Origin of the sequence: Vreelandella venusta (genome assembly GCF_044809155.1) — a bacterium.
Classification (GTDB): domain Bacteria; phylum Pseudomonadota; class Gammaproteobacteria; order Pseudomonadales; family Halomonadaceae; genus Vreelandella; species Vreelandella venusta_B.
Map to the genome: position 1 here is coordinate 505,923 of NZ_CP085241.1, position 19,347 is coordinate 525,269.

Here is a 19,347-nt window from a genome sequence, read left to right on the forward strand (position 1 = left end):
TGAGTAGGGTTGCGCAGACGGTAACGGCTGCGGCGCTGTTAAGCGAGGGTTTGCGGATCGATATCGATCGACCAGCGTACTTTACGCGCCTCGCGGTTAGCTTCAAGCCACTGTACCAGCCAGTTGGCAGCGGCGTGCCGCTGACTGCGTTTGTCGGCCGCCAGCATCACGTGAAGATGGTACCGGTTTTGGCGACGCTCCATGGGAGCGGGGACAGGCCCCAGGCAGCGCACCGGGATGTCAGCCTCTTTTAACCACTGGCGCAGCGCCTGGGCGGCGTGCTGAGCCAGCGTAAGCGCGGCTTCCTCTTTAGGGCTCTCAAAGCGCAGTAGCGCCATAAAACAGAACGGTGGCAGCTTAGCGATGCGGCGCTCTTCTAGCAGGCTGCGTGCCAATGCGCTGTAGCCGTGTTCGGCAAGTTGGCCCAGGTGCGGGTCATCCGGGTGCAGGGTTTGCACTAGCACCCGGCCCGGGTGAGCGGCGCGCCCCGCGCGCCCTGCCACTTGCTCCAAGAGCTGGGCGCTGTGCTCCAGGGCGCGGAAATCCGCCGCGTAGAGGCCGCCGTCAGCATTAACGACCACCACCAGCGTTACGTGGGGTAAGTGGTGACCTTTAGCCAGCATTTGAGTGCCGACCAGCAGGCAGGGCTCACCACGCTGAACCTCTTTGAGAATCTGCTCAAAGCTCTCTTTTTTACGCGTGCTATCGCGGTCAATGCGGTGAACGGTAACGTTCGGGAAAAGCCCTTGCAGGGTTTCCTCGGTACGTTCGGTGCCGCTGCCTAGTGCGCGCAGGTCGCCACTGCCGCACTCTGGGCAGGCGTCCGGTAGGGCGCGGCGGCTATCGCAGTGGTGGCAGGCCAGCAGCGGTGGCTGGCGATGCAGCGTCATGCGGGCGTCGCACTGGCCGCAGTCAGCCATCCAGCCGCAGCTATGGCAAGCAAGCGTAGGGGCAAAGCCGCGACGATTAATGAAGACCAATACCTGCTTGCCTGCGCTCAGGGTGCTTTTGATTGCTTTGATGGCGCCTGGCAGTAGCCCGCCCTGGCGACGCTGGTGGCGCAGATCAATAAGCTCTAACTTGGCAGGCGGGTGGCGGCTGGGGCGTTGGGTCAGCCGCAAATGACGATACGTGCCGCAAAGCGCCTGCTGCAAGCTTTCAAAGGAGGGCGTGGCGCTGCCCAGCAACAATGGAATGTTGTGGTAGTGGGCTCTTGCAACGGCTAAGTCGCGGGCGTGGTAGCGCAGGCCATCGTGCTGTTTATACGAGCCGTCGTGCTCTTCATCGACGATAATCGCGCCCGGATTGGCGAGCGGGGTGAAAATCGCTGAGCGGGTGCCAATGATGACCAATGCCCGGCCGCTGGCGGCGGCTTCCCAGACATCCAGGCGCTCGGGGTCCGTTAATCCGGAGTGCAGTGCCACCACCGGCACGCGAAAGCGGCTTCTAAAGCGCGCTAGGGTTTGCGGCGTTAGGCCGATTTCCGGTACGAGTACTAAAGACTGCTTCCCTTTGGCGGCCAGCGCTTCGATGAGCTGTAGATAAATTTCGGTTTTGCCGCTACCGGTGACACCTTCTAACAAGCATGGGTGATAGCTGTCGAGTTTTTCATGCAGCGCCGCAAGGCAGGCGGCCTGCTCGCGGTTCAGCGGCAGTGAGGGCGAGGCCAGCAGGCTACCGCCCGTCGGTTTGGGGGCCGTTAAAATCCGCTCTTCAGCGTGGATAAAGCCTTTTTTTTGCAGCGCTAATAACTGGTCGCGGGTGAAGCCGTGGGCGCTGATTGCGCGTGCCGCCAGGCCGTGCGGATGCTGGCGAAGTAGGGCATAAAGCTCGGCTTGTTTAGGCGCGCGCTGCAGTGGGGATGTATCAGGCGTTTCGATGGGGAGCCACAGCGTTTGCATTCGCCCGGCCATTGAGTGGCCTTGGCGCAGCCTGGCGGGCATCGCAAGTTGCATGGTATCACCCAGGCTGTGCTGATAGTAACGGGCGGTAAAGTGGCACAGCCACTGCCAATCGCTTGGCAGTGGGGCGTCATCAAGTACGTCGCTAATAGCACGCAGCTGCGAGTGCGGCAGTTCGCTGCTGTCCGCCAACGTTACAACGACGCCGACTACCTCCCGGTGGCCAAACGGTACGCGTACTCTCAGCCCCGGCTGCCAGCCTGATGCTGGTACTTGGCGGCTGGGTAGATAATCAAATAAGCGTCGCAAGGGGGATGGCAGGGCAACTTTAAGCACCTGGCAGGAGGCTTGAGGTGGCGTTTGTGAGCCTCCCTGAGAAGAAACGGAATCGGGCAATTGGCCTCCGGCGTTAAGTTTGCTAAAATGCGCGGCCGCTTTGAATCCATCGGATCGAGCGACTAACCGGTTAGTAGTTTTTCACACCCGTATGCGGTGCCTGGCAACGGATCAGGTGGCGGCATACAGCTCATGAGGCTCAAGATGAAACAAGGTATCCACCCGAATTACAACACGGTCACCGCTACTTGTTCTTGCGGTGCAAACTTCCAGGTTGGTTCTACCTCTGGTCAGGACTTCTCTCTGGACGTGTGCTCCAACTGCCACCCGTTCTATACCGGCAAGCAGAAGCAAGCGACCACCGGTGGCCGTGTAGAGCGCTTCAACAAGCGCTTTGGCGCCGCTGTTAAGCGCGGCTAATCCTAACGGATTTGCGCTTCGCGGGCACGTTATATGCTTTGCGCAAAAGCCCACGCCTCGGCGTGGGCTTTTTTGTTGGCTGTTAAAAAGATAGCCGTGAGGCGGCACTCAAAAGCCCTGCGGTATGCTGCGTTGCATCAATAAGCAAACCTTTATGGCTGGTTGCATGATGTATAAGTTGCAGCAAATGGCTGATAAAAGTTTCGAACGTGAGTTAAAATTCGCTAAAACGGCCGTTTTTACGTCAAGTTGACTATGCGCTTGAGACCCTTGGGTTTTTTCTATATTCTGAAGTGACTTAACTACTTTAGGCTAATTGGACCCTGACCATGACGGATGCAAACAAGCAAGCGGCTCTGGATTATCACGCTAAACCGATCCCCGGTAAGCTTTCAGTGGAGCTAACGAAACCGACCGCGACGGCGCGGGATCTGGCGCTGGCGTACAGCCCCGGTGTTGCTGAGCCGGTGCGCGAAATTGCCCGCGAGGCAGAAAATGCGTACCGCTATACCGGTAAAGGTAACCTTGTCGCCGTTATTTCCGACGGTACTGCGATTTTAGGTCTGGGTAATTTGGGGCCGCTGGCGAGTAAGCCGGTAATGGAAGGCAAGGGCGTGTTGTTCAAGTGCTTTGCCGGCATTAACTCGGTGGATATCGAAGTGGATGCCGAAAGCCCGCAGGCGTTTATTGATACCGTTGCGCGCATTGCCGATACCTGGGGTGGCATCAACCTGGAAGATATCAAAGCCCCTGAGTGCTTTGAAATCGAAAAGGCCTTGATTGAGCGCTGTAACATTCCTGTTTTCCATGATGATCAGCACGGTACTGCGATTGTGACCGCGGCGGGCATGCTGAATGCCCTGGATATCGCGGGCAAGTCGATTGATAACGTGAGAATCGTCTGCATGGGCGCAGGGGCTGCCGCCATTGCCTGCATGCGGTTGCTGGTGTCTTGTGGCGCTAAAAAAGAAAATCTCGTAATGCTGGATCGTCGTGGGGTTATCCACACTCATCGCGACGGTATCAATGAGTATAAGGCGCAGTTTGCCCTCGATACCGATATGCGCACGCTAGACGATGCCATTGACGGTGCCGATGTGTTTATCGGTCTTTCTGGTCCTGGTCTGCTCTCCGCCGAGCAGGTGAAGAAGATGGCTGCTGACCCGGTGATTTTTGCGTGCACCAACCCCGACCCTGAGATTCACCCGGATGTTGCCCGCGCAGCCCGTCCGGATGTGATTATGGCCACTGGCCGTTCGGATTATCCCAACCAAGTGAATAACGTGTTGGGCTTCCCGTTTATCTTCCGCGGCGCCCTGGATGTCCGCGCTACGCGCATTAACGAGGCGATGAAGCTGGCCGCCGTGCACGCTTTAAAAGATTTAGCCCGCGAGCCGGTACCCCAGGAAGTGCTGGATGCCTACGAGCGTACTGAAATGAGCTTTGGTCGCGAGTACATTATTCCAACACCGGTGGATATTCGCCTGCTAGCGCGCATTTCCTCTGCTGTCGCCCAGGCGGCCGTTGATTCCGGCGTGGCGCGTAAGCCTTACCCGGCTCACTACCCGCTGAAAACCATTAACGATGTTTACGGCAACTAAGTTATCGTAACTAAGTTATCGTAACTAAGTCATCGTAAATTGCTGCACGATACGCGTTAAAACAACGCCCGCTTATAGCGGGCGTTGTCGTTTTAAGAGCAGATGAAAGCGTGATAAGAGGGTGTTGGGAGAAGAGTGTTTAGGGTTGTGGATAGCGGGTCAGCCCTTCTTGAGCGGTAGACGCCACTAAGCGGCCGTCGCGCTGGTAAATATGGCCGCGTGCCAAGCCGCGGGCGCCGCCTGCCCAGGGAGAGTCAATCACGTAAAGTAACCAGTCATCCAGGCGGGTGTCTTCGTGAAGCCATAGCGCATGGTCAAGGCTGGCGATGCGTAGCTTGGGGTCGGTGTATTTAATGCCGTGGGGGATTAATCCCGTAGTGAGCAGGTTAAAGTCTGATGCGTAGGAGAGCAGGTGGCGGTGCAGCGCCGGGTCATTTGGCAGCGTGCCACCTGCTAAACGAAACCACAGGCACTGGCCTGCTGGCGCGCCATTGTCCGGGTTTCCCGGTAAGTGTAAAAATTCAATAGGGTGACCAGGAAAGCGGGCATGCTTAACATCGCCGCTTTCAATCAGCGCCTCGGGCGTTGGTACTGTTGGCATAGTCGGCTGGTGGCTAATGCCGGCTTCCTCGCTTTGAAACGAGGCACTGCAGAAAAAAATTGGCCGGCCTTTTTGAATGGCCGTCACCCGGCGCGTGGTAAAACTGCCGCCATCGCGGATGGTATCTACTTGATAGACAACCGGGCGATGGGGGTCGCCAGGGCGTAAAAAATAGCCGTGCTGGGAGTGGGGGCGGCGTTCATCGGGAACCGTTCGAGCCGCCGCTGCTAGCGCTTGGCCGAGTACTTGGCCGCCGTAAAGCTGAGGAAATCCCAAGTCTTGGCTTTGGCCTCGGAATAGCGTTTCTTCGAGGGGCTCCAGCTCTAGTAAACTTACCAGCGTGTTCAGCGCATCATTCATGCTCAGTGTCCTTGGTGCTGTCTGTTATGCCGCCGATGACCGAAAGCGTACTGGGTGCGGCTATCAAAAGATTAAAACGATCGTTTTGCTACCTTAGCGGAGTTTGCCTTGATACGCAGCGATGAATTTTACATGCACCGGGCGCTTGACCAAGCGCACCTGGCCTATGCAGCGGGTGAAGTGCCGGTGGGTGCCGTGGTGGTTGACGCTCAGGGTAATATTATTGGGGTGGGCCGTAATGCGCCAGTGGCGAGCTGTGATCCCAGTCGCCATGCCGAAATGTGCGCGCTGCGTGAGGCAGGAAAGCAGTTGGGTAACTATCGTTTAGAAGGCTGTACGCTGTTTGTGACGTTAGAGCCTTGCATGATGTGTGCGGGCGCCATGGTGCATGCACGCTTAAGACGCTTGGTGTATGGCGCCGCTGAGCCGCGCACCGGCATGGTCGAATCAAAAGCTAACCTGCTGGCCCAGCCCTGGTTTAATCACCAAGTAGCGGTGACATCCGGCGTGCTGGCGACGCCTGCTAAAAAGCTGCTCAAACGCTTTTTCAGCGAACGGCGGGCATGACTTAGTGGTAAGACCCAGTCATAAGTAGGCGCTAAACATCTTCATGGGCAGTGAGCGTGCCCTGCTCAATACGGTTGCGCCCGTTGTTTTTAGCGTTATAAAGCGCTTCGTCAGCGGCTTGCATCATGCGTGCTAAATCTGCGGGTCCGGGCTGGTGCAGCGTGACTACTCCGGCGCTGAGCGTGAGGGGCGTGTCATCGGCATGAGTGAGGTTGGTGGTTGCCAGCTCTCTACGCACCTCATCCGCTACGTTATAAGCGGACGAGAGGGTATGGCCAGGCAGCCATGCGACAAACTCCTCGCCGCCGTAACGCGCGAAGATGCCGCCGTGCTGCTCGATGGTAGCCTCGCCCAGCTTGGCGAAAGTAAATAAGTACTCATCACCGACTAGGTGCCCCATTTGATCATTAATGCGCTTGAAATAGTCGATGTCGAACAGGATTAAGCTGGTAGGACGAACCGCCTGGGAAATCTCTGTTTGTTCCAGGAAGTAGCGACGGTTGGCAATGCCGGTAAGCTCATCGTGGCGCGCTAGCCACTCAACTTCTTGCTGTAGTTTGCTGCGCTTGTTGATCTCTTGCTGAAGCGCGATGTTACTTTTTTGCATCGCGCTATGCTGTTGTCCGATGCGCTGAAACGTATACAGCACGAGGTAGAGCAGGTAAGCAAGGGTTAGGCCCGTGACTAAGCTGATAGAGGGCAAGCGTGGTAATTGGCTAATGAGGTACTGACGCCGGGGTTGATAAGAAAGCGTCAGTGTTTTGTCGAGTAAATGGATAGGGTGTTGGAAAGCCCATGGTCCTGGGTCGGTGGTATCGCCATGCTTAGCTAATGTATTAGTTCCGTCGTGCCACTGCAGTACCCCTTGGCTAGCAGGCTGCTGGTCAAATAACTCGGCAGCAAACAGGGGGAGGCTGACCACCATTGCCGAGGCGCCTAACGGAACGCCGTCCGCATTGAATACAGGGAAGTAGTGCACGATACCTGGGCCGCCTTGCAGTAGCTCAATGATATCTGTGTTGCCTTCCTGCTGCCCCGTTAACGCTGGCTCAAGGGCAGAGCGTCCTTCTGGCTGGGCATCGAAAAGCCGTAGCCCAATGTTGATTAAATTCGTTTCTGTGAACGGGTAGACGTGACGTATGCCGCTATCCGGCGAAATAAACGCGATATTAATCAAATACCGAAAATCTTGATGATAACTTGCGGCTTGGTCGGTCCACTGCTGATGGTTGGGCGGTGCTGTTTGTAACTGCCATATGCTCGCAAAGCGACGCATGGTATTTAAATGGTTATCGATTTCATGGGAGAGCCGTGTTGTTGCTTGCCAGGCGCGCGCTTCAACTTGGCGGTGCAAATTTTGCTCCGTTTCATGGTGTACCTGCTCCCAGAGCAGTAATGCCAACATAAAGAGCCCACAGGCTGGCCAAAGCGCGCGGGACCGATAGCGCCGGCCTCGCCAGTACGGTGCTGAGGAAAGATATTGCCCAATTAGCAAGAGGCTAAGGAGCAGCAGGCTAGGCCAGGAGGCCGAGTAGCGCAGAAGTGGTGGAAACGTCGAGTGGTGATGGAGGAGTTGTAAACCAGTCAGTAAGAGGGCCATGACCAGAAGCAGCGGCGCGCCTAGGCGAACTCGGTGGCCCAGCAGGAGAGCTAATGCACTTAGTTGCAGAGCCAGGGTCATCAGTAGCGGTGCCCGGAAGCGCTCTACGCTACCAGGGTATATCCAAGCCGCCAGGGTTTCCCAGCGGGCTGTTGTTACCCAGCTTTCTGGTAGTAAATAGCTGATAAGGCCCGGTAGCAAGAGGCCAATCGTTCCAGCACTTAACAGGCAGGCAAGTAGCCGGTGCTCCTTTTGAGCGCATAGCAAGCCGAGCGCTAACAGTACGAGCCCCACAGAGGTAACGCTGGGGTGCATGACCACAAGCGCGATAGCCAAGCAGGCAGCAGCGATGGATAACCAGTGCTTAGCTCGTGCAATGGGCATAGAGACCAATTCCTTCAATTAATCGGTGGTATTAGCTCGAACAGTAGCAAGGACTCATCGTTCATAGGCGTTTGAGAAAGTTGAAAAAACTGCTGACGGCTGCGCTCTACATACTCAATCATCTCGTAGTAGCGGCGAATGTTGCGCACATAAATAACCGGTTCGCCGCCTCGCGCATAGCCGTGTCGGGTTTGGCTGTGCCATTCGCGCTGTTGGAGAAGCGGTAGGGCGGTGCGCACATCTTGCCAGCTATCAGGATCTCCACCGCGTGTTTCTGCGATTTTGCGGGCATCGTAAAGGTGCCCAAGGCCGACATTGTAGGCGGCCATGGCCATATAGAGCCGGTCATCACCGGTAATGCTTTCTGGCAGGCGGTCTTTGATGCTGCGCAGGTAGCGGGCGCCACCGTCGATGCTCTGCGCCGGGTCGGTGCGGTCAGCGACGCCCATCTCACTGGCCGTTGGGTTAGTGAGCATCATTAAACCGCGTACGCCGGTCGGTGAAACTGCATCGGGGTCCCAGTGGGACTCTTGGTAGCCCACGGCCGCCAGCAGTTTCCAATCAAAGCCTGTTTCAAGCGCTGCCTGTTTAAATAACTCAGTGTAGGTGGGCAGGCGCTCGTCTAAATGGGCTAAGAAGGTGCGCGTTCCCACATACTCCAGGTAATCATCGTGGCCAAAATAGCGGTTAACCAGTTGCTCTAATGTGCCGTCTTCTTGCAGCGTTTGGAGAAATTGATTGGCGGCTTCCAGTAACCCTAAGCCACGTTGGCTGGGCACTGCCCATGCCATGGAAAGAGGCTCTCCTAGGAAAAAACCCCGCTCTACATTAGGAAAAAACAGCCGGTTAAGCCGGAACTGATGGTCAAAAATGATCGCTGCATCCAGCGTGTCGTTTTCGACTCGCGCCAGCAGTTCAGCCACTTCTAGCTCATGGGACTCTTTCCAGCTCAACTGAGGATAGTCGCGCTGAAGAGCAAGCAGTGCTTGGCTGGTGCCTGCGCCGCTCAGCGTGCCAAGTTCCAGGCCGACGAGATCCTCCGGTGAAGCAATCCCGTGCAAACCGCGTCGATAGACGACCAGCGGCTGCATTTGAATAATGGATCGAGTGTAGTGAATGCCCGGTGAATCGGGCAGTAACGGCAAAGCTGCCGCGCCTAAATCGCCCTGTTCACGCACCGCTGGGAGTACGCTTTCAGGGTGATGGCTGGCGTTTAGGTTTAAGCTGACGCCCAGGTAGTCAGCAAACCGCTGCATGAGCTCGTACTCAAACCCGGTTGGGCCTTGGCGACCCTCGTAATAGGTCGTTGGCGTATTACGGGTATGAATAGTAATAAAGTCTTTTGCCTGGATATGGGTTAAATGCTCGCTGGGTGGCACCCAGGAAGGCGGGGTCAGCATGACCAGTAAAACAGTGATAGCTAACGCCCTGTAGGTGCTTAAAGAGGTAGCAATGTGTCGGTAGATCGGCGTTAGCATAGCGTCTGTTCAGCGTGAAACATGTTGTTACGATACCCAGGCTTGAAGAAGCTGTCACCTTGTTGATTTCGTGTGGCCGACGCTTTCCAGTATCATAGGCACTTATTGGTATCATAAAAGAGGGGCCGCATAGCGGCCTGGTGATTTCCTGCTCGAACTCTTCCTGCTTTAGAGGCTCCCAGATATGCTCGAACTGCGAGGCGCACCCGCCCTTTCTGCCTTCCGTCATGAACGGCTGCTAACGGTGTTGCGTGAACGTGTTCCGGAGGTGGAGGCGCTATCCGCCCATTACGTCCACTTCATTGATCACCACGAAGAGCTTGATAACGCCGCCCAAGAGCGTTTGGCTCAGCTGCTCGACTATGGTAGCCACGAAAGCCAAGATGCCCCGGAAAACGCTCAGCGTTTTTTGGTAGTGCCGCGCTTAGGCACTCAGTCGCCCTGGTCCTCTAAAGCTACTGATATCGCCCATAACTGTGGGCTTGGTCAAATTAGTCGCATCGAGCGCGGAATTGATTATCGTGTAGGGTTACGTGGAGACGTAAGCGTTGACACCCTGCAGGCAGTCGCCGCACTGCTGCATGACCGCATGATTGAAACCGTGCTGGACGATGCCGCTGACGCCGCCAAGCTGTTTGCCCACCACACCCCTGCACCGCTTGGCAGTGTGAATGTTTTAGAAGGTGGCCGCGATGCCCTAGCAACGGCGAACCGTGAACTAGGTCTGGCGCTGGCGGACGATGAGATTGATTACCTGGTGGCCGCGTTTATTGAGCTTGGCCGTAACCCCAGCGATGTCGAGCTGATGATGTTTGCCCAGGCAAACTCGGAGCACTGCCGCCATAAAATCTTTAACGCGGACTGGGTGGTTGATGGCGAAGCGCAACCCTATTCGCTGTTCAAAATGATCAAAAATACCTTTGCGACTTCGCCGGATAACGTGCTTTCCGCCTACAGTGACAACGCGGCGGTGATTAAGGGCAGCCACGGTGGACGCTTCTTCCCCACGCCGCTAACGGGGGCCGAGGGCGAGCGCGCTAGCTACGACGCGCACCAAGAGCCGATCCATATTCTGATGAAGGTGGAGACCCACAACCACCCCACGGCGATTGCGCCGTTCCCCGGTGCCGCTACAGGCTCCGGCGGTGAGATTCGTGATGAAGGCGCCACCGGCATCGGCGGTAAGCCCAAAGCGGGCCTTTCGGGCTTTACCGTTTCAAACCTGCGTATTCCCGAATTCGTGCAGCCTTGGGAAGCCTTTGATTACGGCAAGCCCGAGCGCATGCAGTCCGCGCTCAACATTATGCTGGATGGCCCGATTGGCGGCGCGGCGTTTAATAACGAGTTTGGCCGCCCCAACCTGACCGGCTACTTCCGCACCTACGAGCAGGACACGCTGAGTGAGGGCGGTATCGAACGCCGTGGCTTCCACAAGCCGATCATGCTGGCCGGTGGCTACGGTAATATTCGCGCGCAGCACGTGCAAAAGGGCGAAATTCCCGTTGGCGGTAAGCTGATTGTCATGGGCGGCCCGGCCATGTTGATTGGTTTGGGCGGTGGTGCAGCGTCTAGCATGGCCTCGGGTGTTTCAAGTGCTGACTTGGATTTTGCCTCGGTGCAGCGGGAAAACCCGGAGATCGAGCGGCGTGCGCAAGAGGTTATCGACCGCTGCTGGGCGCTAGGTCTGCAAAACCCCATCCGCTTTATCCATGACGTAGGCGCTGGCGGGTTGTCCAACGCGCTGCCGGAGCTGGTTAAAGATGGCAACCGCGGCGGCCTGTTCAACCTGCGCGCGGTGCCCAACGCAGAACCCGGCATGAGCCCGCTGGAAATTTGGTGTAACGAAGCCCAGGAGCGCTATGTGCTGGCGGTGGCGCCGGAAGATTTAGCTACCTTCGATGCGCTGTGCAAGCGCGAGCGCTGCCCCTACGCGGTGGTAGGTGAAGCCCTTGAGCATCATCACCTAGAAGTGCGCGACGGTCATTTTGACACCAAGCCTGTCGATTTGCCGATGAGCGTGCTGTTCGGCAAAGCCCCCAAAATGACCCGCACGTTCGAGCGTCAAACGCTGGAGCTCTCTGGCGTCATGCTCGATAACTTAGACCTGCGTGAAGCGCTGGATCGGGTGCTGCGCTTACCCGCCGTGGCTTCGAAAAGCTTCTTGATCACCATTGGCGACCGCTCAATTACCGGTCAAGTGGCCCGCGACCAGATGGTCGGCCCCTGGCAGGTCCCGGTGGCTGATGTTGCTGTCACCACCGCAAGCTTCGACACTCATGCCGGTGAGGCGATGGCCATGGGCGAGCGCCCGCCGGTGGCGCTGATTAACCCCGCCGCCAGCGCGCGGTTAGCCGTAGCCGAAGCAATCACCAACTTAGCCGCCGCGCCGATTGCCAAACTGTCGGATATTAAGCTCTCCGCCAACTGGATGAGCGCCGCGGATCATCCCGGTGAAAATCAGGCGCTTTATGAGGCTGTGCACGCGGTGGGTATGGAACTCTGCCCGGCGCTCGGCATTGCTATACCGGTGGGTAAGGACTCCATGTCCATGCGCACTGCATGGCAAGAAGGCGACGACGCTGACGAGAAGAGCATCACCTCGCCGCTCTCCCTGGTTGTGACCGGCTTTGCGCCGGTGACCGATGCGCTAGCGACGCTGACGCCGCAGATCAACTTGGAGCAAGAAGAGTCTGACCTGATTCTGATTGATCTGGGCAACGGCCAGAACCGCTTGGGCGGCTCGGCGCTGGCGCAGGTGTATGGGCAAGTAGGTAACGACTGCCCGGATGTAGACGACCCTGAAGACCTAAAAGCGTTTTTTGAAGTTATCCAAGGCCTGAACCGTGACGGCAAGCTGTTGGCCTATCACGACCGCAGCGATGGTGGCCTGCTGGTGACACTGCTGGAAATGGCCTTTGCCGCCCACGCCGGGCTTGAAATCAAGCTCGACTGGCTGATCGATGAGCCAGTGGAAGCCTTTAACGCACTGTTTTCAGAAGAGCTGGGCGCGGTCATTCAGGTGAACCGGGCAGACACTGAAGAAGTGCTGACCCAGTTCGCCATGGCGGGTATCGAAACCTGCGGCGTGATTGCTCGCCCGCGTTACGACGACCAGGTACGCGTGACGCTATTTGAAGAACCGCTGCTGGAAACCACCCGTCAGCTAACCCAGCGTACCTGGTCCGAGACCAGCTACCGCATGCAGGCGCTGCGGGATAACCCCGAGTGCGCCAAGAACGAATTCGATAACCTGCTCGACGTGCGCGACCCTGGTCTCAGTGCCGCGCCGACTTTCGATATCAACGATGATATCAGCGCGCCGTATATCAGTACGACGAAGCCAGCGGTGGCCGTACTGCGCGAGCAGGGCGTTAATGGTCAGGTCGAGATGGCGTGGGCATTCCACAAAGCGGGCTTCGACGCGGTGGATGTGCACATGAGTGACATCCTGGAAGGCCGCGTCTCTCTTGATGAGTTCAAAGGCTTAGTGGCCTGTGGCGGTTTCTCCTACGGCGACGTGCTGGGTGCCGGCGGCGGCTGGGCGAAGTCAGTGCTATTTAACGAGCGCGCCCGGGAGCAGTTTGCCGCGTTCTTCACCCGTGAGGACAGCTTCTCGCTTGGCGTGTGTAACGGCTGCCAGATGCTCTCGCAGCTGAAAACGCTGATTCCCGGCGCTGAAAACTGGCCTGCGTTTGTACGCAACGAGTCCGAGCAGTTTGAAGCCCGCGTCGCGATGGTGCGAGTCGAGAAGAGCCCGTCGATTCTGTTGGCAGGTATGGAAGGCTCGAAGCTGCCGATTGCGGTGGCCCACGGCGAAGGTCGTGCTGAATTCCGCGATACCGCGCATCTACGCACCATGCAGTCCAGCAGCCAAATTGCCCTGCGCTACATCGACAACTACGGCCAAGTTACCACGCGTTACCCGGCTAATCCCAACGGCTCGCCGTCAGGCATTACTGGCCTAACGACGCCGGATGGCCGTGTCACCATCATGATGCCTCACCCCGAGCGGGTGACCCGTGCGGTCACTAACTCCTGGCGTCCCGCTGAGTGGACTGAGGACGGCGCTTGGTTGCGACTGTTCCGCAACGCTCGCGTGTGGCTAGGCTAATAAGGCTTGCCATTGCTTATGAAAAGCGGCCTGCGGGCCGCTTTTTGCCTATGGGGGAGAAGTCGTTCGAGTGATGGATAAGTTGAAGTGAAACGTTTGTTTGAAAAAATCGTCGCTGCACGGGACACTCCTATAACAAGCGCTGCCATCGCTTACGGTGGCTAGCCAAAACGCGTAGTAGGAGGGCTTAAATGCAACAAACGTTCAATGAGCGCGTGACGCTGTCGTTTGCCGATCATGTGGCGGAGGTGGCGTTGTCGAGACCCGCTCACCTCAACGGCCTGGATTGGGCCATGATTGACGGCCTGCTGGCGGCACAGCAGCACCTGACTGAGCTTGATGGGCTACGTGCCGTGGTCTTACGCGGCGCTGGCGATAGCTTTTGCGCCGGACTCGATATGGCGTCGATTATGGGCGAGGCAGAGCGGCTGCCCACCTTGTTAGCGCCCGACGCAGCGGGGTTTAATCCGGTGCAGCGGCTGGCCCTGGGCTGGCGTGAGGCGGGGGTTCCCGTGGTAGCCGCCCTGCATGGGCACGTTTACGGCGGCGGCCTGCAGATTGCGCTGGGCGCGGATGTGCGCATTCTTCACCCGCAGGCACGACTAGCGCTATTGGAGATCGACTGGGGCATTATCCCCGATATGGCCATTAGCGTGACTGGAGAGTGGCTTCGTCAGGATGTGCTGTATGAGCTGGCGATCACCGGCCGTAAGGTGTCGGGTGAAGAGGCGTACCAGCTGGGGCTGGGCAGCCGCCTAAGCGACACGCCTTTAGACACGGCTCGGGAAACCGCAGCGCTTATCGCCACACGCTCGCCGCGGGCGGTGGCTGCCGCGCGTGAGCTGTTCGCGCAAGGCCCAGGCTTGTCTCACCGCGATCGGCTGGCGCTTGAAGCCCATTTACAGCGGCAGCTATTGGCCAGCCCTGAACAGCGTGAGGCGGTGAGTGCCCGAATGGAGCGTCGCGTCCCGCGTTTCGACTAACATGCCGCACATAAGCCCTTCCGCCGCTGCTGCTTCTGGCTCACCACCCCGCTTGCGCCCCTATCAAAAGGAGGCGGTAAAGCGGGTGGTAGGTCACTTTCGCGCTTCCAGTGCCCCAGGGGTAGTCGTGCTGCCCACCGGTAGCGGCAAGTCGCTGGTGATTGCTGAGCTGGCCCGGCTTGCCCGTGGTCGCGTGCTGGTGCTGGCTCATGTGCGCGAGCTGGTGGAGCAGAATCACGCCAAGTACCAAGCTTACGGTTTAGAGGCGGATATCTTCAGCGCCGGGTTAAAGCGTAAAGAGGCTAGCCGACAAGTGGTGTTTGGCTCGGTGCAGTCGGTGGTGCGCAACCTGGATCGGTTCAACGACGCCAGCTTTACGCTGTTGGTGATCGACGAGTGTCATCGGGTGTCGTTAGAGAAAGACTCTAGCTACCGGCAGGTGATCGAGCACCTGCAGCGCCAAAACCCGTCGCTTAAAATCCTCGGCCTAACCGCCACGCCGTTTCGTTTGGGGCAGGGCTTTATCTATCATCGTCACCACCACGGCATGGTGCGCGGTTCAGAAGAGAGTTTTTTTGCCGACTGCGTGTTTGAACAGCCGCTGCGCCTGATGGTCAAACAGGGCTTTTTGGCCGCGCCCAAGCGGCTGGATATGGCTATTGAGGGGTATGATTTCTCGGCGCTTGCGCCCGCTCCCGGTGGGCTGTTTCGGGAAGAGGAGCTGAATCGCGTGGTGGCCGGGAGCCGTGCGACGCCGGGCATTATTGCTCAGGTGATCGAGTACGCTAACAGCCGCCAAGGGGTGATGATTTTCGCTGCCACGGTGGCCCACGCCGAAGAGATTATGGGCTATTTGCCCGCCCAGCAGGCTGCGTTGATCACCGGCGCAACACCATCTGCCGAGCGCGCAGCACTCATTGACGCCTTCAAAGCTCGCCAAGTGAAGTATCTGGTCAACGTCGCGGTGCTGACCACCGGCTTCGATGCCCCCCACGTTGATTTGATTGCGATTTTGCGGCCCACCGAGTCGGTCAGCCTGTATCAGCAGATCGTGGGGCGCGGGCTGCGCCTCTCGCCCGGCAAAGAAGAGTGCTTGATTCTCGACTACGCGGGCAACCCGTGGGACCTCTATGCCCCAGAAGTGGGCGAGCCCAAACCGGATAGCGACAGCGAACCGGTGCAGGTGGCCTGTCCGGACTGCGGTCACGCGAACCTGTTCTGGGGCAAGCGCGACGGCGAGCTGGTGATTGAGCACTTTGGCCGCCGCTGCCAGGGGCTGATGGAGGATGACGCAGGGCGCCGCCGCCAGTGCGAGTTTCGCTTTCGCTTCAAGGTGTGCGACGAGTGCGGCGCTGAGAACGATATTGCCGCCCGCCGCTGCCACGGCTGCGAGACGCTGCTGGTGGATGCCGACGACAAGCTCAAAGATGCGCTCAAACTAAAAGATGCCAAAGTGCTGCGCGTCAGCGGCATGCAGCTAGAGGCGACCACCAATGGGCGGGGCCTGCCGCGCCTGAAAGCAACCTATTACGACGAAGACGGTGCCAGCCTTAGCGAGTGGTTTGCGCTGGAAACCTCGGCCCAGCGCCGCGCGTTTTATGCCGTATTTTTGCGTGCCCACCTGCGGGCGCCAGGCGGCCAATGGCTGCCCACAACGCCTGATGAGGTGGTGGGCGAACAGCGCCGCCTGCGCCACCCGGATTTTGTGGTGGGGCGAAAGGTAGGCCGCCACTTTCAAATCCGCGATAAGCTGTTCGACTATCAGGGGCGCTATCGTAAAGCCGCCGATGCTGGCTAGATGCCGCGCTGTTACACTGCCGTTTTTGAACCTATCAATGAAGGATTTGACCCGCGTGAGCGAGACGCCCAGCGCAGCGCCAGACCAAGACGTGACTCAATCGACGGCCGAGCCGGTCGTGGAGGCGCTTGGGCGTCTGTTCGATGAGCCCATCACCCAGTTGCCTGAAGACCTCTACATTCCGCCCGAAGCGCTGCGGGTCTTTTTGGAAGCCTTCGAAGGGCCGCTGGATCTGCTGCTGTATTTAATTCGACGCCAAAATCTGGATATTCTGACCATTAACGTGGCCACCATTACCCATCAGTACATCGAGTACGTGGAGTTAATGAAAGCCATGGAGATCGAACTGGCCGGGGAGTACCTGCTGATGGCTGCCATGCTGGCGGAGATTAAATCCCGGACGCTGCTGCCGCGCCCGCCGAAAGCGGAAGGCGAGGAGGAGGAGGACCCCCGCGCCGAGCTGATTCGACGCCTGCAGGAGTACGAGCGCCTAAAAGAGGCAGCCGAAGCGTTGGATACGCTGCCCAGGGTCGGCCGGGACTGGTTCAGCGTGCAGGCGGGCCTGCCGCCGCTGGAAACCCGAATGATTCATCCCGATGTGGAGCTTGATGAGCTGCTGGGGGCGCTGTCCGATATCCTCAAGCGCGCAGAGCTGGCCCAGGCTCATCAGATTAGTCGGGAAGTGCTCTCCACCCGCGAACGGATGCTGCATATCATGGAGCAGCTTAGCCAGGATGGCGCGAGCGGGCGCTACACCCCCTTTGAGGCGCTGTTCACCCTGGAGGAGGGTCGGGCCGGTGTGGTGGTGACCTTTATGGCCATTTTAGAGCTGGCGAAAGAAGCCATGATTGAGATTGTTCAAAACGCGCCGCTGTCGCCCATTCACGTGCGCGCCCGCCAAGCGGCGCTGGCCGATGAGGAAGAGGATGCTTTCGAGCGCTCGAAAGAGGCGCAGGGCGATGCCGTCTCGGCATTTGAAGAGTCCGCGTTTGAACCTGACGAGGAGTCGCGGTGAGAGACACCACGTTAGACGATATTATTGAAGCGGCGCTGCTGGCTGCGGGGGAGCCGCTGCCCGTGGAGCGCCTGGAAACGCTATTCCTGGCCGATGAGTGCCCTTCCCGAAAGGCGCTGCGAGAAGCGCTGTCGCGATTGGCGCTGCGCCACGATAACGGTGCGCTGGAGCTGGTCGAGACCGCTTCTGGCTTCCAGCTACGCATTCGCCCGCGTTTGGCCCACTGGGTATCGCGGCTGTGGGACGAGCGCCCCCAGCGCTACTCTCGGGCGCTGTTGGAAACGCTGGCGCTAATTGCCTACCGCCAACCGGTCACGCGGGGTGATATTGAAGAGGTGCGCGGCGTGAGCGTTAGCAGCTCGATTGTGCGCACGCTCATGGAGCGCGGCTGGATACGTGTAGTGGGGCACCGGGACGTACCGGGCCGCCCCGCCGTGTATGCCACCACGCGCAGCTTCCTGGATGACTTTGGCCTGAAAACGTTGGATGCGCTGCCGCCTATGCATACCTTGGTGAATGGCGAAGATGACGAAGCGCTGTCCTCGGAGGAGGCGTCAGCCGAACAAAATCTGCCATCCGCACTGGACGAAACGGCGCAAAGCGTGCAGGATGCGCCACCCCAGAGTAAAGACACTACCTCGGCTGAAGCAGCCGACCCCCACGCCGAGACGGCGTTAACCCAGCCGCTGAGTTTTGCCGATTTAGAGGCACGGCTCGCGGCACGTGCGCAGCGCCAACATGACGACGCGCGCACGCAGACCAACGATGTGAGGTCAGACGACCATGAGTCAGAGTAACAACACCACGCCCCCCACCAGCGAAAAGCTCCAGAAAGTCCTCGCCCGCGCAGGCCTAGGCTCCCGCCGTGAAATGGAAACCGCTATTTCTGATGGCCGTGTGAAGGTCAATAGCAAAGTGGCTAAGTTGGGTGATCGGGTAGAAGCACGGGACAAGGTCAGCTTTGATGACCGCCCGGTGACACTGCGCCCGGAAGAGGAAGTGCCGCGCCGGGTGATTATGTACAACAAGCCGGAAGGCGAGCTGTGCACCCGTAAAGACCCTGAAGGCCGCCGCACGGTCTTTGAGCGCCTACCGCGCCTGAAAGGCGAGCGTTGGATTGCCATTGGCCGCTTGGACATCAACACCAGCGGTTTGCTGCTGTTCACCACCGACGGTGAGCTGGCCAACCGCCTGATGCACCCCTCTACACAAGTAGAGCGTGAGTACGCGGTACGCGTCATGGGAGACGTTAAGCGCGAGCACATCGTCGCCATGGTCGACGGTGTGATGCTCGAAGATGGCCCGGCGCGTTTCACCGACGTGCAGGAGTTCGGCGGTGAAGGTATCAATACCTGGTTCCACGTGGTGATTCTAGAGGGCCGTAACCGCGAAGTTCGTCGCCTGTGGGAGTCCCAGGAGCTGACGGTTAGCCGTCTGAAGCGGGTGCGTTATGGCAATATTTTCCTCGATAAGCGCGCCAAAGCCGGTGAATGGGTCGAGCTGTCTCAGGATGAAGTGGATGATTTGGCAACACTGGCGAACTTAGAAACTCGCAAAGTGCCTGAATTAACGCCGGATGAGAAGAACCGCTGGAGCCGTGATAAACACAAGCGTCGTCCTGTTCAGGCCATGCGTAAGCCAAAGCGTCGTTAACAGCGCTTAAGAATAGCACTTCAGAATAGCGCTTAAGCAGCGGATGTTTATAGACCAAAGATAAAAAATGCTTGCTATCGACAAGCTGTATCCGTACTATATGCATCCGTTCGAGGGGGTCGTTAGCTCAGTTGGTAGAGCAGTTGACTTTTAATCAATTGGTCGTAGGTTCGAATCCTACACGACCCACCATTCGAACTGAGTTCTAGCGCTACGTTTTCCATCAGCGCGCAGCAAAAATTTGGGTCGTTAGCTCAGTTGGTAGAGCAGTTGACTTTTAATCAATTGGTCGTAGGTTCGAATCCTACACGACCCACCAAATTTAACGCCCCTGGCAGCTTGCTGCCAGGGGCGTTTTGCATGTGATGACCGGCGCCCGCACGAACTTTCTGCTTGCAGTGAGCAACAATTGTCCACCACAATAGTCCAAGTTTTAGCTGCCGGCGACACCACGGTAGCGCTGGTCGTATAAGTGAGGCCAGAGCGGCGCGCCACCGCGAGAGACGCAGCGGCCCGTCGCATCGAGAGCGGCGCGTGCG

13 protein-coding genes and 2 tRNA genes are annotated in these 19,347 nt (G+C 58.2%); 11 read left to right on the forward strand and 4 right to left on the reverse strand.

The features are described from left to right. Positions 1–38: 38 nt before the first annotated feature. Positions 39–2,297: a primosomal protein N' gene (locus tag LG301_RS02515; protein ID WP_404473138.1), complete on the reverse strand. Its 2,259-nt coding sequence runs from the start codon at positions 2,295–2,297 to the stop codon at positions 39–41. 144 nt (positions 2,298–2,441) lie between these two features. Here LG301_RS02515 and rpmE point away from each other — a divergent pair, with 144 nt between their 5' ends. Continuing rightward, positions 2,442–2,657, forward strand: coding sequence for a 50S ribosomal protein L31 (rpmE, locus tag LG301_RS02520; protein WP_009099080.1), 216 nt, complete (start codon positions 2,442–2,444; stop codon positions 2,655–2,657). Positions 2,658–2,986: 329 nt separating this feature from the next. Next, entirely contained in the window at positions 2,987–4,258 is a 1,272-nt protein-coding gene (locus LG301_RS02525) for a malic enzyme-like NAD(P)-binding protein (protein ID WP_404473140.1), read from the forward strand. Between the two features lie 139 nt (positions 4,259–4,397). On the opposite strand, the gene LG301_RS02530 is transcribed toward LG301_RS02525, so the two are convergent. Continuing rightward, a complete protein-coding gene (locus tag LG301_RS02530; RefSeq protein ID WP_404473142.1) occupies positions 4,398–5,219 on the reverse strand; it encodes an acyl-CoA thioesterase in 822 nt (273 codons plus the stop codon). Positions 5,220–5,330: 111 nt separating this feature from the next. Between LG301_RS02530 and tadA the strand changes: the two genes are divergently transcribed. Further along, positions 5,331–5,786 (forward strand): tRNA adenosine(34) deaminase TadA, encoded by a 456-nt coding sequence (gene tadA, locus LG301_RS02535; protein WP_404475145.1) that lies wholly within the window; start codon positions 5,331–5,333, stop codon positions 5,784–5,786. Between the two features lie 31 nt (positions 5,787–5,817). Here the strand turns inward: tadA and LG301_RS02540 are convergent, their stop codons facing one another. Both LG301_RS02540 and mltF read right to left on the reverse strand, forming a co-directional pair. Beyond that, positions 5,818–7,770, reverse strand: a complete 1,953-nt coding sequence (locus LG301_RS02540; RefSeq protein ID WP_404473144.1) for a diguanylate cyclase domain-containing protein — start codon at positions 7,768–7,770, stop codon at positions 5,818–5,820. Positions 7,771–7,784: 14 nt separating this feature from the next. Continuing rightward, entirely contained in the window at positions 7,785–9,248 is a 1,464-nt protein-coding gene (gene mltF, locus LG301_RS02545; RefSeq protein WP_404473146.1) for a membrane-bound lytic murein transglycosylase MltF, read from the reverse strand. Positions 9,249–9,432: 184 nt separating this feature from the next. Between mltF and purL the strand changes: the two genes are divergently transcribed. The 8 genes from purL to LG301_RS02585 all read left to right on the forward strand — a co-directional run bounded on the left by purL (position 9,433) and on the right by LG301_RS02585 (position 19,127). Next, positions 9,433–13,359: a phosphoribosylformylglycinamidine synthase gene (purL, locus tag LG301_RS02550; RefSeq protein WP_404473148.1), complete on the forward strand. Its 3,927-nt coding sequence runs from the start codon at positions 9,433–9,435 to the stop codon at positions 13,357–13,359. A gap of 191 nt (positions 13,360–13,550) precedes the next feature. Beyond that, positions 13,551–14,342 (forward strand): crotonase/enoyl-CoA hydratase family protein, encoded by a 792-nt coding sequence (locus LG301_RS02555; RefSeq protein WP_404473150.1) that lies wholly within the window; start codon positions 13,551–13,553, stop codon positions 14,340–14,342. A gap of 1 nt (position 14,343) precedes the next feature. Further along, positions 14,344–16,140, forward strand: a complete 1,797-nt coding sequence (locus LG301_RS02560) for a DEAD/DEAH box helicase (protein ID WP_404473153.1) — start codon at positions 14,344–14,346, stop codon at positions 16,138–16,140. Positions 16,141–16,195: 55 nt separating this feature from the next. Next, positions 16,196–17,155, forward strand: a complete 960-nt coding sequence (locus LG301_RS02565) for a segregation and condensation protein A (protein ID WP_404473156.1) — start codon at positions 16,196–16,198, stop codon at positions 17,153–17,155. Further along, positions 17,152–17,952 carry an SMC-Scp complex subunit ScpB gene (gene scpB / locus LG301_RS02570; RefSeq protein ID WP_404473159.1) on the forward strand — a complete coding sequence of 267 codons (801 nt, stop codon included), beginning with the start codon at positions 17,152–17,154 and terminating at the stop codon, positions 17,950–17,952. Before LG301_RS02565 ends, scpB begins: the two co-directional genes overlap by 4 nt. Then, a complete protein-coding gene (rluB, locus tag LG301_RS02575) occupies positions 17,939–18,808 on the forward strand; it encodes a 23S rRNA pseudouridine(2605) synthase RluB (protein WP_263066132.1) in 870 nt (289 codons plus the stop codon). The genes scpB and rluB overlap by 14 nt, the downstream gene beginning before the upstream one ends. 116 nt (positions 18,809–18,924) lie before the next feature. Beyond that, positions 18,925–19,000, forward strand: a tRNA-Lys gene (locus LG301_RS02580). A 51-nt stretch (positions 19,001–19,051) separates the two neighbouring features. After that, positions 19,052–19,127 (forward strand) — tRNA-Lys (locus tag LG301_RS02585). Positions 19,128–19,347 lie beyond the last annotated feature (220 nt).

Bases quoted from the DNA above. Each gene is read 5' to 3' on its own strand.
- rpmE (WP_009099080.1), top strand. From the start codon at position 2,442: ATGAAACAAGGTATCCACCCGAATTACAACACGGTCACCGCTACTTGT.
- LG301_RS02525 (WP_404473140.1), top strand. From the start codon at position 2,987: ATGACGGATGCAAACAAGCAAGCGGCTCTGGATTATCACGCTAAACCG.
- LG301_RS02530 (WP_404473142.1), bottom strand. From the start codon at position 5,219: ATGAATGATGCGCTGAACACGCTGGTAAGTTTACTAGAGCTGGAGCCC.
- LG301_RS02540 (WP_404473144.1), bottom strand. From the start codon at position 7,770: ATGCCCATTGCACGAGCTAAGCACTGGTTATCCATCGCTGCTGCCTGC.
- mltF (WP_404473146.1), bottom strand. From the start codon at position 9,248: ATGCTAACGCCGATCTACCGACACATTGCTACCTCTTTAAGCACCTAC.
- purL (WP_404473148.1), top strand. From the start codon at position 9,433: ATGCTCGAACTGCGAGGCGCACCCGCCCTTTCTGCCTTCCGTCATGAA.
- LG301_RS02555 (WP_404473150.1), top strand. From the start codon at position 13,551: ATGCAACAAACGTTCAATGAGCGCGTGACGCTGTCGTTTGCCGATCAT.
- LG301_RS02560 (WP_404473153.1), top strand. From the start codon at position 14,344: ATGCCGCACATAAGCCCTTCCGCCGCTGCTGCTTCTGGCTCACCACCC.
- rluB (WP_263066132.1), top strand. From the start codon at position 17,939: ATGAGTCAGAGTAACAACACCACGCCCCCCACCAGCGAAAAGCTCCAG.